The following is a 13988-nucleotide window of genomic DNA, read 5'->3' on the forward strand; positions in this document are numbered from 1 at the left end:
ACGGACTGATCACGCCGCTACAGCGGCAAGCGTGGGCCGGCTACCGCCGGTTGAGAGGGGTCCCTGCCACGATGACGGCACCATTGCACGAGCCGACGGCCGAAGCCGCACCGAGCGCGGCCGAAGAGGCGGCGCTCGTTGCCGGCACCGCCGAGGCGAAGGCGGTACAAGGACGTTCCCTCGGCCGTATCGCCTGGGAGCGCCTGAAGCGGGACAAGCTGGCCCTGACGGGCGGCGTGGTCGTGCTCGTGCTGATCGCTATCGCGCTGCTCGCTCCCGTGATCACGAACCTGGTCGGACAGGACCCCGAGTCTCACCACGAGGACCTGATCGACCCGCTCTTCTCGACTCCCACCGGCTCCTACGGCGGTATCAGCGGGGACCACCTTCTCGGTGTCGAACCCGTCAGCGGCCGGGACATCTTCGCCCGGATCGTCTACGGAGCCCGGATCTCCCTGCTGGTCGGCTTCCTGTCGGCCATGGTCGCCGTGGTGCTCGGCACGGTCCTCGGCGTGCTCGCCGGCTTCTTCGGCGGCTGGGTCGACGCGGCCATCAGCCGCGTGATGGACGGTCTGCTGGCCTTCCCGCAGCTGCTCTTCATCATCGCGCTGGTCTCGGTCATGCCGAACGAGATGCTCGGCCTGACCGGCACCGGCGTGCGCCTGTTCGTCATGATCCTGGTGATCGGCTTCTTCGGCTGGCCCTATGTCGGGCGTGTGGTGCGCGGCCAGACGCTCTCGCTGCGCGAACGCGAGTACGTGGAGGCCGCGCGCAGCCTCGGAGCCGGGCGGTTCTACATCCTGTTCAAGGAGCTGCTGCCCAACCTGGTCGCTCCGATCATCGTGTACACGACGATGATGATCCCGACCAATATCCTCACCGAGGCGGCGCTCAGCTTCCTGGGCGTCGGCGTCAAGCCGCCCACCGCCTCGTGGGGCCAGATGCTCTCCGCCGCGATCGACTACTACGACTCGGACCCCATGTACATGGTGATCCCGGGTGTGGCGATCTTCATCACCGTGCTCTCCTTCAACCTCTTCGGCGACGGCGTACGCGATGCGCTCGACCCGAAGGGCTCCCGCTGAACTGCCGTACCCCAAAGGGACCCGTCATTCGTCGACGGGCCGCTACATATCGGAGGATCCGAGTGAGTACCCAACGCACCACAGGGCGGCGCAAACAGGCCGTGGCCGCCGCAGCCGTGGTCGCTGCACTGCTGTCCACGGCGGCGTGCGGCGGCGGCAACGACGACGACGGCGGTTCGAAGGACGGCGCGGCCGGCTTCAACGCCGCGAACAACAAGGTCGCCCAGGCCTCCCTCGCCAAGAAGGGCGGCGAGCTGAAGTTCGCCGGCGCCCAGGACGCCGACTCGTGGGACACCACGCGCGGCTACTACGGCTTCATGTGGAACTTCTCCCGCTACTACAGCCGCACCCTGGTGACCGGCAAGGCGGAGCCCGGCGCCGCGGGTGCCGAGAACACCCCGGACCTCGCCACCAGCACGGCGAAGATCACCGACGGCGGCAAGACCTACACGTACACGCTGCGTGACGGGATCACCTGGGAGGATGGCAAGGCCATCACCTCCAAGGACATCAAGTACGGCATCGAGCGCATGTGGGCCCAGGACGTCCTCTCCGGCGGTCCGGTCTACCTGAAGGACGTGCTCGACCCCAAGAACGAGTACAAGGGTCCGTACAAGGACAAGTCCAAGGACAAGCTGGGTCTGAAGGCTGTCGAGACCCCGGACGACAAGACCATCGTCTTCAAGCTGCCCAAGGTCAACTCGGACTTCGAGAACATGCTGGCCATGACCTCGGCGGCCCCGGTGCGCCAGGACAAGGACACCAAGTCGAAGTACGGCCTGAAGCCGTTCTCGTCCGGCCCGTACAAGTTCGAGTCGTACACGCCGAACAAGAAGCTGGTCCTGGTTCGCAACGAGAACTGGAAGCAGTCCTCGGACCCGGTCCGCAAGGCGTACCCGGACAAGGTCTCGCTGACGTTCTTCACCAACGCCAACGACATGGACCAGCGTCTGATCAACGGTGACTACGACCTGGACGCCAACCAGACCGGCCTGTCGCCGCAGGGCCGCACCACGGCCCTCAAGCAGCACAGGGACAACCTGGACAACCCGGTCTCCGGCTACATCCGCTACGCGGCCTTCCCGCAGAGCGTCAAGCCGTTCGACAACGAGCACTGCCGCAAGGCCGTGATCTACGGCGCCGACCACGAGTCGCTGCAGACCGCGCGCGGTGGCCCGATCGCCGGTGGTGCCATCGGTACCAACATGCTGCCGCCGTCGGTCCCGGGTTCCGAGGGTCAGAAGTACGACCCGTACAAGGCGGCCACGACGAACAAGAACGGCAACGTCGCCAAGGCCAAGGAAGAGCTCAAGGCCTGCGGCAAGCCGAACGGCTTCAAGACCACCATCGCGGTCCGCAACAACAAGCCGGTCGAGGTGGCCACGGCCGAGTCCCTGCAGGCGTCGCTGAAGAAGATCGGCGTCACCGTCGACATCGACCAGTACGACGGTGCGCAGAGCAGCGGCATCATCGGTAGCCCCTCGAACGTGAAGAAGAAGGGCTACGGCATCATCATCATGGGCTGGGGCCCGGACTTCCCGTCCGTCCAGGGCTACGGCATGCCCCTCTGGGACAGCAAGTACATCCTCGAGAGCGCCAACAACAACTTCGCCCTGATCGACGACAAGTCGATCGACGGACTCTTCGACAACTTCGTCAAGGAGCTCGACGACACGAAGAAGACCGAGATCTCCACGGAGATCAACCACAAGGTCATGGAGGGCGGTTACTACCTGCCCTTCGTCTTCGAGAAGTTCATCAACTGGCGCTCCAACCGGCTCGCGAACGTCTACACGACCGACAACTACAGCGGTACGTACGACTTCGTGAACCTGGGTCTGAAGAAGTAATCCCGACCGGCGCACCCGCCATACGGTACGAAAGGCAGGTGAAGGCCGGCGCGGCGTGACCTGTGGGCCACCCGGAAGACCTCCGGGTGGCCCATGGCACCGCCGCCGGGCCGAGAGCAGTGCTCGCATACCTCATCAGGCGGCTCTTCGCCGCCGCAGTGATGCTGGTGGTCATCATTCTGGTGGTCTTCAGTATCTTCTTCCTCGTCCCCCGCTGGGCGGGCGTGGACCCCGCCACGATGTTCGTGGGCAAGCAGGCCGACCCCGCGGCCGTCGAGGCCGTGCGGCAGAAGCTCGGTATGGCCGACCCGATCTTCGTCCAGGTCTGGGAGTTCTTCAAGGGACTCTTCGTCGGACGTACGTACTCGGGTGGCGGTGACGTCACGGAGTGCGCGGCCCCCTGCTTCGGCTACTCCTTCCGTAACGAGCAGGCCATCTGGCCGGTGCTCACCGACCGCTTCCCAGTGACCCTGGCTCTCGCGCTCGGTGCCGCTGTGCTGTGGCTGATCTGCGGCGTCGCGGCGGGTGTGCTCTCCGCGCTCAAGCGCGGGTCCCTCTGGGACCGTGGCGCGATGGTCATCGCCCTCGGTGGCGTCTCGCTCCCCATCTACTTCACCGGTCTGCTGTCACTGGCGATCTTCAGCTACGGGCTGGGCTGGCTCGACGCCCAGTACGTGCCACTCGAAGAGAGCTTCACCGGCTGGTTCGGCGGCATGATCCTTCCCTGGGTCACGCTGGCCTTCCTCTACGCCGCGATGTACGCCCGTATCACCAGAGCGACCATGCTGGAGGTCCTGGGCGAGGACTACATCCGTACCGCCCGCGCCAAGGGCCTGACAGAACCCGTCGTCATCGGAAAGCACGCGATGCGTTCCACCATGACGCCGATCCTCACCATGCTCGGTATGGACCTCGGAGCGCTGATCGGTGGCGCGATCCTCACCGAGACCACCTTCAGCCTTCCCGGCCTCGGCCAGGCCGTCCTCAAGGCGATCAGCGACAAGGACCTGCCCGTCATCCTGGGCGTCACGCTGATCACCTCGCTCGCGGTGATTGTCGCGAACCTGCTGGTGGACCTGCTGTACGCCGTGATCGACCCCCGAGTGAGGCTCTCATGACCGAACTCAGCAAGAGCGGAGCCGCTGTGGGGGAGCCCGTCAAGGACTCACCCACTCCCTCCGCCTTCCTCGAAGTCCGCGACCTGAAGGTGCACTTCCCGACCGACGACGGGCTGGTCAAGTCCGTCGACGGGCTCAGCTTCTCGCTGGAGAAGGGAAAGACCCTCGGCATCGTGGGCGAGTCGGGTTCGGGCAAGTCGGTGACCTCGCTCGGCATCATGGGCCTGCACACGACCGGCCAGTACGGCAAGCGCAAGGCGCAGATCTCCGGCGAGATCTGGCTCGACGGCACGGAACTGCTCTCCGCCGACCCGGACCACGTACGCAGGCTGCGTGGCCGCGAGATGGCGATGATCTTCCAGGACCCGCTGTCGGCGCTGCACCCGTACTACACGATCGGCCAGCAGATCGTGGAGGCGTACCAGATCCACCACAAGGTCGCCAAGAAGGCGGCCCGCAAGCGGGCCGTCGAGATGCTCGACCGGGTGGGCATCCCCCAGCCGGACAAGCGGATCGACAGCTACCCGCACGAGTTCTCCGGCGGTATGCGCCAGCGCGCGATGATCGCGATGTCGCTGGTCAACAACCCCGAACTGCTGATCGCGGACGAGCCGACGACCGCCCTGGACGTGACCGTCCAGGCGCAGATCCTCGACCTCATCCGGGACCTGCAGAAGGAGTTCGGCTCCGCGGTCATCATCATCACCCACGACCTGGGCGTCGTCGCCGAACTCTCCGACGACATCCTGGTGATGTACGGCGGTCGCTGCATCGAGCGGGGTCCGGCCGAGAAGGTCTTCTACGAGCCCAGGCACCCGTACACCTGGGGTCTGCTGGGTTCCATGCCGCGGCTCGACCGTGAGCAGACCGAGCGGCTGATCCCGGTCAAGGGCTCTCCGCCCTCGCTGATCAACATCCCGTCGGGCTGCGCCTTCAACCCGCGCTGCCCGTACGCGGACGTACCTAAGGACAACGTCACCCGCACGGTCCGCCCCGAGCTGGCCGAGGTCGGCAGCCAGCACTGGGCCGCCTGCCACATGACGCATGAGCAGCGGGAACGGATCTGGACCGAAGAGATTGCGCCGAAGCTGTGAGTGACAAAGCAGAGGACAAACCAGTGGCCAACCGCGCACGGAGCGAGGGCGCGGCCTCGGGTGCGACCCTCATCAAGAACGCCGCCCCGGGCGAGACCATCCTGAAGGTGACCGGGCTGCAGAAGCACTTCCCGATCCGCAAGGGCCTGCTCCAGCGGCAGGTCGGCGCGGTGCGGGCGGTCGACGGCCTCGACTTCGAGGTCAAGTCCGGCGAGACCCTGGGTGTCGTGGGCGAGTCCGGCTGCGGCAAGTCGACGATGGGCCGGCTGATCACCCGGCTGCTCGAACCTACCGCGGGCACCGTGGAGTTCGAGGGCAAGGACATCACGCACCTCGGGGTCAGCGCGATGCGCCCGATGCGCCGTGACGTCCAGATGATCTTCCAGGACCCGTACTCGTCGCTGAACCCGCGCCACACCATCGGCACGATCATCAGCGCCCCCTTCAAGCTCCAGGGCGTGTCGCCCGAGGGCGGCATCAAGAAGGAGGTCCAGCGGCTGCTGTCGGTGGTCGGTCTCAACCCCGAGCACTACAACCGCTACCCGCACGAGTTCTCCGGCGGCCAGCGCCAGCGCATCGGCATCGCCCGCGCGCTCGCGCTCAACCCGAAGATGGTCGTGGCGGACGAGCCGGTCTCCGCGCTCGACGTGTCGATCCAGGCGCAGGTGGTGAACCTGCTGGACGACCTCCAGAAGGAGCTCGGCCTCACGTACGTGATCATCGCGCACGACCTCTCCGTCGTACGCCATGTCTCGGACCGTATCGCCGTGATGTACCTCGGCAAGATCGTGGAGCTGGCCGACCGCGAGTCGCTGTACAAGGCGCCGATGCACCCGTACACCAAGGCGCTCATGTCGGCCGTGCCGATCCCGGACCCGCGGCGCAAGTCCGCCAAGAGCGAGCGCATCCTCCTCCAGGGAGACGTGCCCTCGCCGATCTCGCCGCCGAGCGGGTGCCGCTTCCACACGCGGTGCTGGAAGGCCACGCAGATCTGCACGACCGCCGAGCCGCCGCTCCTGGAACTGAAGCCCGGTCAGCAGGTGGCCTGCCACCACCCGGAGAACTTCGAGGACCAGGCCCCGCAGGACACCGTGCTGCTGACCGTCGCGAAGCGGGCGGCGGAGCTGGTGGCCGACGAGGTCCTCGCGGAGTCCGCGGCGACCTCGGCGGCGGTCGCGGCCGAGGTCGGGGAGCCGGCGACGGCCACGGAGACGCCGGCGAAGGCGGAGACGCCGACCAAGGCGACTCCCGCCGAGGCTGCCTCCGAGGGCGACACTCCCGCCGGCGACAATCCCGCCAAGGAGAAGTGAGCAGCACCGAGAAGAAGTAAGCAGTACCGAGCCCCTGCCTTGCAATGTAAGGCGGGGGCTCAGTGCTGGGTGAGAATAGTGAGGTGCTTCAGCAACTCTTCACTCCCTCCGTTCAGCACACACTCGAACTGGTCGGCATCTTCTTCTTCGCGATCTCCGGCGCGCTGCTGGCCGTGCGCAAGAACTTCGACGTCTTCGGCATCGCCGTCCTCGCCGAGGTCACCGCCCTGGGCGGCGGACTGTTCCGGGACCTGGTCATCGGGGCCGTGCCGCCCGCGGCCTTCACGGACCTCGGGTACTTCCTCACCCCGCTGCTCGCCACCGCGCTCGTGTTCTTCCTCCACCCGGAGGTGGAGCGGATCCAGCTCGGGGTGAACGTCTTCGACGCGGCCGGCCTGGGCCTCTTCTGCGTCTCCGGCACGACGAAGGCGTACGAGTACGGGCTCGGCCTCACCGCCTCCGTGACCCTCGGCCTGGCGACGGCCGTCGGCGGCGGGGTGCTGCGGGACGTCCTCGCCAACGAGGTGCCGTCGCTGCTCCGCTGGGACCGTGACCTGTACGCCGTGCCCGCCATCGTCGGCGCCACGATGGTCGTCCTGTGTATCCGTTACGACATGCTGACTCCCTTCACCTCGGCGCTCGCCGCTGTCACCGCCTTCGCGCTGCGGCTGCTCGCGATGCGGTACCACTGGCGTGCGCCCCGGGCGTGGCACCGTCGCTCGACGGCGGTCGAGGTGCCGGACTGAGGTGCCGGAGTGGGGCGCTGGGTCGGGGTGCCTGAGTGCGGCGCCGGACTGGGCCGGACCTGCGGTTCACGTGATCGAAACAGAGAAAGCTACCGCTTAGTAATTACCTGTTGTACCGTTCGGATATGTCAGAAGCAGCTTCCCTGCACGCGCTACAGGCCAGGATCGGCGACAGCGAGTTCGACCGCGACACGGCTGTCACCCGACGCGAACCCGGTGTCTACGACATCGACCTGTCCGCCGGGTGGACGATCATCAACGCCGTCAACGGCGGCTATCTCCTCGCTGTCCTGGGCCGCGCGCTCGCGGACGCCCTGCCGCACCCCGACCCGTTCACGATCTCCGCGCACTACCTGACGGCGTCCCGGCCGGGTCCCGCGGTCGTGCGCACCGAGGTCGCACGTACCGGTCGCACCCTCTCCACCGGTCAGGCGTCCCTGTTCCAGTACGACGACGAGGGCCGCGAGGTCGAGCGGATCCGCGTACTCGCCTCGTACGGAGACCTCGACGACCTGCCCGAGGACGTCCGTACGGTCGCGAAGCCGCCCGCGATCCCGCCGATCGACCAGTGCTTCGGGCCCGCCGACAGCCCCGTCCCGGTCCCCGGCAGCTCAGCCATCACCGACCGGCTGATGCTCAAGCTCGACCCCGGCACGCTCGGCTGGGCGCTCGGATCGCCGTCCGGCAGAGGCGAGATGCGGGCCTGGTTCGGCCTTGCCGACGGCCGTGACGCGGACCCCCTCTCGCTGCTCCTCGCGGTGGACGCGCTGCCGCCGACCGCCTTCGAAATCGGCCTGTCCGGCTGGGTGCCCACCGTCGAGCTGACCGTGCACGTGCGCTGCCGTCCGGCGCCGGGTCCTCTGCGGGTCGCCATCACCACCCGCAACCTCGCCGGCGGTTTCCTGGAGGAGGACGCCGAGGTCTGGGACAGTGCGGACCGGCTCGTCGCCCAGTCGCGCCAACTGGCCCGCGTACGGCTCGGCTGATGCTCGTACGCCGGAGTTGAGCCGCCCTTTGCCCTGACCACAGGTGGGGCGCAGCGCGGGCTCAAGCGGGGCTCAGGGTCGGTTGGTTGCATACGCCTCTCGGATGCGGCCCATGCAACGGCGCATTCACCGGCCCATGCAACGGAGTTGCCCTCATGCCTCGTCGGGCAACGGCAGCGGCAGCGGCAGCGGCAGCGGCAACGGCACTTCGGGGCAGCAGACTGGGCAGGCTCAGGGCTGACCTGCTCGCGGTCCGGGCGGCCGGCGGGGCGTCAGCCCAGCCAGTGACGGCGGCCGATGCTGATCAGCCGCATCCGGCGTCTGGCCACCCGGGCCACCTGCTCCTCTTCCTCCGGGGCCGCCTCCAGGAAGGTACTGGCGGTCATCAGCATCTGGTCGACGTACAGCCCGGCGAGCATCAGCAAGTCGTCGTCGCTCCAGCCCGCCGATTCGCCCTGCTTGGCCAGTTCGGCCTTCACCTCGTCGGCGAACCGGTCCATCTGCTCCGCGATCGCGGCCCGTACGGTCTGTACACCGCCGTTGCGCTCGCGGGCGATGAACCGGATGTGCGCCGGATGCTCGCGCACGTGACGGGCGATCAGGGCGACGGCACGGTCTATGCGTTCGTCGCTGTCGCTGTCGCTGTCGCCGGGGCCGTGGCCGGGCCCGGACACCGTGACGGAGATCATCGGGTGCAGGCTGCCCAGCGCCTCCTCGACCAGGGCGACGCCGAGATCCGCGGTCGAGTGGAAGTGCCGGTAGAAGGCGGTGGGGGCGACGCCGACGGCGCGGGTGACCTCACGCAGGCCCAAGCTGCTGAGGCTCTGTTCCTCCAGCAGGCCCAACGCGGCGTCGAGGAACGCCTGCCGGGTTTTCTGCTTCTGTGCCTGCCGGACACCGAGACTGTGACTCATGCCATGCAGTTAACAACTGTTCTCCGTGATTGGAAAGTCACCGGACGCGGTACTCTGGAGTCAGTGAACAACTGTTACCACAATCGTTCACCGAATCGCCGAGTCCCTGAAACATTCGAGGAATCCGGAAGTACTCGGAAGTACTCGTGAGTACCCGGAAGCAACCGGGTGTGAGACGGGACACGGCGACTCGCCGGACCTCCAGGAGAGGCACTCATGCTGTTCCTCGTCGCCGCACTTCTGCTGCTGGGCGTCGTGCTGGGCACCGTGGCCCACGCACCGCTCTCCTTCACCCTCGTCGCCGCTGTGGTCATCGGCGTCTGGCTGGCCGTCTTCGCGATCCGCGAACGCCACGGCCGGCGCCGCGAGACCTCATCCGACTGAACCGACTGAACCGACTGAACCGCCGCCACCTGTCCGCGTACGACTGCCTGCTGGGAGCAGACACATGGAACTCACCACCGCAGCCCCGCGGCGCCGGAGCGCCGCCCGTGACGCCGACGGCATGGCCGTCGCGTCGTTCATCCTCGGCCTCGTCGGCCTGCTCGCCCTGAACGTCTTCCTCGGCCCCCTCTCCATGATCCTCGCCTCGACGGCCCTCCTCCGGGGCACCACCCGCCGCGGACGCGCCTTCCTCGGCCTCGGCCTGGGCATCGCCGACCTTCTGGTCCTGGCCGCCTTCATGTCGGCGGACAACACCTTGTCCTGGAGCTTCTGAGCCCGGCGCGTGCCGCGGACAGGCGCTCCGCGCGGCGAGGGGGACCTCCGGGCCAGGAACAAACGGCCCCCGCCCGACCGGGCCACCATGGAGCGGGCTCTAGAATCGGGCCTACCATGGCATACCTCGACCACGCCGCGACCACCCCCATGCTCCCTGAGGCGGTCGAGGCGATGACCGCCCAGTTCGCCGTCACCGGGAACGCCTCCTCCCTGCACGCCGCCGGCCGTCGCGCCCGCCGGACGGTCGAGGAATCCCGCGAGACCCTGGCGGACGCCCTGGGCGCCCGTCCCAGCGAGGTGGTCCTCACCTCCGGCGGCACCGAGGCCGACAACCTCGCCGTGAAGGGCCTGTACTGGTCCCGCCGTGACGCCGACCCGGCCCGCACCCGGGTCCTGGCCAGCCCCGTCGAACACCACGCCGTCCTCGACGCCGTCGACTGGCTCGGCGAGCACGAGGGCGCCACGGTCGAGTACCTCCCGGTCGACCGGTACGGCCGAGTCCACCCCGAGGTCCTGCGCGCGGCCATCGCCCGCAATCCCGACGACATCGCCCTCGCGACGGTCATGTGGGCGAACAACGAGATCGGCACGGTCATGCCGGTCCGTGAACTGGCGGACGTGGCGGGGGAGTTCGGCATCCCGCTGCACGCCGACGCGGTCCAGGCCTTCGGACAGATCCCCCTCGACTTCGGTGCCTCGGGGCTCGCAGCGATGACCGTCTCGGGCCACAAGATCGGCGGCCCGTACGGCATCGGAGCGCTGCTGCTCGGCCGCGAGTACAGCCCCGTACCGGTTCTGCACGGCGGCGGCCAGGAGCGGCATGTGCGCTCCGGCACCCTGGACGTACCCGCCGTCGCCGCGTTCGCCGTGGCGGGCCGGACCGCCGCCGAGCAGCGGGAGTGGTTCGCCCGCGAGATCGGCCGACTGCGCGACGACCTGGTCGACGCGGTACGCAAGGCCGTGCCGGACGCGATCCTCGGCGGTGACCCGTCGGACGGGGGCCGCCTTCCCGCGAACGCCCACTTCACGTTCCCCGGCTGCGAGGGCGACTCGCTGCTCCTGCTGCTCGACGCGCAGGGGATCGAGTGCTCCACGGGCTCCGCGTGCACGGCCGGGGTGGCCCAGCCCAGCCACGTCCTCCTCGCCACGGGCACCGCCCCCGACCTGGCCCGCGGCACCCTCCGCTTCTCCCTCGGCCACACCTCGACGGAGGCGGACGTCGAGGCGGTCGCAAAGACGATCGGCCCGGCGGTGGAACGGGCGAGGACGGCCGGACTCAGCTAGTGCCGCGGCAGGAGAGGCCCAGGGACACTCAAGCCGCCTCACACGCGCCGCGCGTGGACGGCTCGGCCTTCCGGGTGGCCGTCGAGGTGCCTGTCGGAGTGGCCGTCGGGCCGGCCGCCCGCTTCGCGGCCTTGCGCACCAGGGGTATGTACCGGTCCCAGTCCCAGTGCGGACCGGGATCGGTGTGGTCGGTGCCCGGGACCTCGACGTGGCCGATGATGTGGTCCCGGTCGACAGGAACGTCGTACCGGGCACAGATCCGGGCAGTCAGGCGGGCCGAAGCCTCGTACATCGCGTCCGTGAAGTCCTGCGGCCGGTCCACGAAGCCTTCGTGTTCGATGCCGACGCTCCGCTCGTTGAACTCGCGGTTGCCCGCGTGGAAGGCCACGTCCAGCTCGCGGATCATCTGGGTGATGTCGCCGCCCTGGCTGACGACGTAGTGCGCGGCGGCGCCGTGACCGGGATCCTGGAAGACCTTCACCGCGCTGTTGTAACTGCCCTGCGTGACATGGATGATCACGCGGTCTATGCCGAAGTCCTCGGGCCGGTCCGCCCTCCGCCAGTTCGCCGATGAAGCCGCCACCCAGTGCGCTCCCCGGAAGTCGACCGCGCCCTCCTCGCGCGGCTTGTCCACGCCCGGTGTGCGCCACCACAGACGCCCCAGCTCGTCCCGGGCCAGCACGGCGGTGCCCACGGCGGCCGCGGCCCCGCCGATGAGCAGCGCGCGGCGCCCGATGCGTCGGTCGGAGTCGCCGCCGCGCGTGTCGGAGCCGCCGCCGTGCCCGTCCGAGTCGTTCGTCGTCTCCCCCATGTGACCGTGCATGTTCTGTCGAACGGATACTCGTGGGCTCCGGTTCCCCTGGACCCGTACCCTGGAAGGGTTATGACTGAGACCTCGCAGCGCCCCCGCCCCCTCCGCGTACTGGCCGCCATGTCCGGTGGCGTGGACTCCGCCGTCGCCGCCGCCCGTGCCGCGGAAGCCGGGCACGACGTGACCGGTGTACATCTCGCCCTCTCGGCGAACCCGCAGTCGTTCCGTACGGGCGCGCGCGGCTGTTGCACCATCGAGGACTCCCGCGACGCCCGCCGGGCCGCGGACGTCATCGGCATCCCGTTCTACGTGTGGGATCTCGCCGAGCGTTTCCGCGAGGACGTGGTGGACGACTTCGTGGCCGAGTACGAGGCCGGCCGCACCCCGAACCCCTGCCTGCGCTGCAACGAGAAGATCAAGTTCGCGGCCCTGCTCGACAAGGCCCTCGCTCTCGGCTTCGACGCGGTCTGCACGGGCCACTACGCGAAGGTGCTGGTGAACGAGGACGGGACCCGTGAGCTGCACCGAGCCTCCGACATGGCGAAGGACCAGTCGTACGTCCTCGGCGTGCTGGACGACCGCCAGCTCGCGCACGCGCTGTTCCCGCTCGGAGACACGCTCACCACGAAGGACGAGATCCGCGCGGAGGCCGAGCGCCGGGACCTGGCCGTCGCCAAGAAGCCGGACTCGCACGACATCTGCTTCATCGCCGACGGCGACACCCAGGGTTTCCTGTCGAAGCGTCTCGGCAAGGCGGAGGGTGACATCGTCGACGAGTCCGGCGCGGTTGTCGGCAGCCACGAGGGTGCGTACGGCTTCACGATCGGCCAGCGCAAGGGGCTGCGCATCGGCACGCCGGCGCCCGACGGCAAGCCGCGCTACGTCCTCGACATCTCACCGGTGGACAACACGGTGACGGTCGGGCCCGTGGCGGCCCTGGACGTCTCCGCCCTGACGGCCATCAGGCCCCGCTGGTGCGGCCCGGCCCCGACCGGCCCCGGCACGTACACGGCCCAGCTCCGCGCCCACGGCGGCGAGACCGAGGTGCGGGCAGAGCTGGTGGACGGCTCCCTGGAGGTCACCTTCACGGAGCCGGTCCGCGGTGTGGCCCCGGGCCAGGCGATCGTCCTGTACGACGGCACGCGGGTGGTGGGCTCGGCGACGATCGCAACGACGGAGCGGGCGGCTGCGGCCGTCTGGCCGCCCGCCGCCGTCTGATCGCCCGCCGCCGTCCGGCACGCCGCCGTCAGTCGCCGGGACCGCAAGCGGTCCCGGCGCCGGTGAGGGTGAGTTCGACAGTCTCGCCGCTCTCGACGGGCGTACGCCCGAGGCATTGGCCATCGAGTGGCAGCGTGGCAGCGGGAAGACGGTTGGGTCACACCGTGAGCTTGACCGCTTCGAGCCAGAGGTCGTTATTGTGGGTGCCGGAGTAGGTGAAGTCGAACCCGGACTTGGGGTCGTCGCATTCCTGGTTGAGCCAGGCGTCGTTGTGGACGTGGGCGGTCTGGCAGACGCTGCCCTTGCCGCCGTCCACGTTGATGGTGAACCCCAGCATGTTCGGGGCGTCCTTCTTGGTGCTGCCGAGGTAGTTGTCGATGCCGTCGGCGGCGCTCGACCACGGTTCGGGGAAGTGCCCCTCGCCGTTGGTCGACCCGGGGTCGTGGACGAAGGCGGCACCGGCTGTGCCCTTGGTTCCGGACACGGCGATGTTGACGGCCTTGACCGGCGTCTCCTTGCCCACCGTGCCGGCTGTCTGGCCGTCGCACACCGCGTCCATCCAACCCTTGCCCGTCACGAAGGCCCGGTAGCAGATGTGCCGCCCGCCCGGGTCCTGCGCGGCCAGCTTCTGGACGGCGGTCGCCGCGGTCTTCTCCGGAGCCTTGCTCTCCTTCTCCTCGGAACCGCCACCGCCACCGCCGCCACCGCCCCCGGCTCCGTCCGCCTTCTGTGTCTCGGTCGCGGCCGGAGGTGCCTTGGCCGGAGCGGACGGGGCCTTGGGTGCTTCGGGGGTCGGTGAGTCGGAGGGCTTCAGGGTGCTGATGCCCGCTTCCTGGAGCTGTTCCGTGGCTG

At 68.8% G+C, this 13988-nt stretch carries 13 protein-coding genes and 1 pseudogene; 11 read left to right on the top strand and 3 right to left on the bottom strand.

Going from position 1 to position 13988, the window contains the following annotated elements; translation table 11 throughout:
- Nucleotides 1-71 precede the first annotated feature (71 nt).
- From AB0D14_RS40555 to AB0D14_RS40585, 7 genes are all read left to right on the top strand, one after another.
- Entirely contained in the window at nt 72-1085 is a 1014-nt protein-coding gene (locus AB0D14_RS40555; protein WP_362789182.1) for an ABC transporter permease, read from the top strand.
- A gap of 62 nt (nt 1086-1147) precedes the next feature.
- Nucleotides 1148-2935: an ABC transporter substrate-binding protein gene (locus AB0D14_RS40560; protein WP_362789185.1), complete on the top strand. Its 1788-nt coding sequence runs from the start codon at nt 1148-1150 to the stop codon at nt 2933-2935.
- Nucleotides 2936-3054: 119 nt separating this feature from the next.
- Nucleotides 3055-4053, top strand: coding sequence for an ABC transporter permease (locus AB0D14_RS40565; RefSeq protein WP_362789222.1), 999 nt, complete (start codon nt 3055-3057; stop codon nt 4051-4053).
- Nucleotides 4050-5147, top strand: a complete 1098-nt coding sequence (locus AB0D14_RS40570) for an ABC transporter ATP-binding protein (RefSeq protein ID WP_362789188.1) — start codon at nt 4050-4052, stop codon at nt 5145-5147. Before AB0D14_RS40565 ends, AB0D14_RS40570 begins: the two co-directional genes overlap by 4 nt.
- A gap of 23 nt (nt 5148-5170) precedes the next feature.
- Complete coding sequence (locus tag AB0D14_RS40575) at nt 5171-6457, top strand: dipeptide ABC transporter ATP-binding protein (protein ID WP_362789191.1); 1287 nt, start codon at nt 5171-5173, stop codon at nt 6455-6457.
- Nucleotides 6458-6540: 83 nt separating this feature from the next.
- Nucleotides 6541-7203: a trimeric intracellular cation channel family protein gene (locus tag AB0D14_RS40580; protein WP_362789194.1), complete on the top strand. Its 663-nt coding sequence runs from the start codon at nt 6541-6543 to the stop codon at nt 7201-7203.
- Nucleotides 7204-7328: 125 nt separating this feature from the next.
- A complete protein-coding gene (locus AB0D14_RS40585; protein WP_362789197.1) occupies nt 7329-8189 on the top strand; it encodes a thioesterase family protein in 861 nt (286 codons plus the stop codon).
- A 272-nt stretch (nt 8190-8461) separates the two neighbouring features.
- Here the strand turns inward: AB0D14_RS40585 and AB0D14_RS40590 are convergent, their stop codons facing one another.
- Complete coding sequence (locus AB0D14_RS40590; RefSeq protein ID WP_362789200.1) at nt 8462-9103, bottom strand: TetR family transcriptional regulator; 642 nt, start codon at nt 9101-9103, stop codon at nt 8462-8464.
- Between the two features lie 216 nt (nt 9104-9319).
- Between AB0D14_RS40590 and AB0D14_RS40595 the strand changes: the two genes are divergently transcribed.
- From AB0D14_RS40595 to AB0D14_RS40605, 3 genes are all read left to right on the top strand, one after another.
- Nucleotides 9320-9487 (top strand): hypothetical protein, encoded by a 168-nt coding sequence (locus AB0D14_RS40595; protein WP_362789203.1) that lies wholly within the window; start codon nt 9320-9322, stop codon nt 9485-9487.
- A gap of 64 nt (nt 9488-9551) precedes the next feature.
- On the top strand, nt 9552-9821 hold the full coding sequence (locus tag AB0D14_RS40600; RefSeq protein WP_362789205.1) for a DUF4190 domain-containing protein: 270 nt from the start codon (nt 9552-9554) through the stop codon (nt 9819-9821).
- 116 nt (nt 9822-9937) lie between these two features.
- Nucleotides 9938-11107, top strand: a complete 1170-nt coding sequence (locus AB0D14_RS40605; protein WP_362789207.1) for a cysteine desulfurase family protein — start codon at nt 9938-9940, stop codon at nt 11105-11107.
- A gap of 28 nt (nt 11108-11135) precedes the next feature.
- Here the strand turns inward: AB0D14_RS40605 and AB0D14_RS40610 are convergent, their stop codons facing one another.
- On the bottom strand, nt 11136-11918 hold the full coding sequence (locus tag AB0D14_RS40610; protein WP_362789210.1) for a peptidoglycan recognition family protein: 783 nt from the start codon (nt 11916-11918) through the stop codon (nt 11136-11138).
- Nucleotides 11919-11990: 72 nt separating this feature from the next.
- On the opposite strand from AB0D14_RS40610, the gene mnmA reads away from it, so the two are divergent.
- Nucleotides 11991-13136 (top strand): tRNA 2-thiouridine(34) synthase MnmA, encoded by a 1146-nt coding sequence (gene mnmA, locus AB0D14_RS40615; RefSeq protein ID WP_362789213.1) that lies wholly within the window; start codon nt 11991-11993, stop codon nt 13134-13136.
- 157 nt (nt 13137-13293) lie between these two features.
- Here mnmA and AB0D14_RS40620 read toward each other — a convergent pair.
- Nucleotides 13294-13988 (bottom strand): annotated as a pseudogene (locus AB0D14_RS40620) (hydrolase); the annotation flags it as partial.

This window comes from Streptomyces sp. NPDC048484, from assembly GCF_040651415.1.
Lineage (GTDB): Bacteria > Actinomycetota > Actinomycetes > Streptomycetales > Streptomycetaceae > Streptomyces.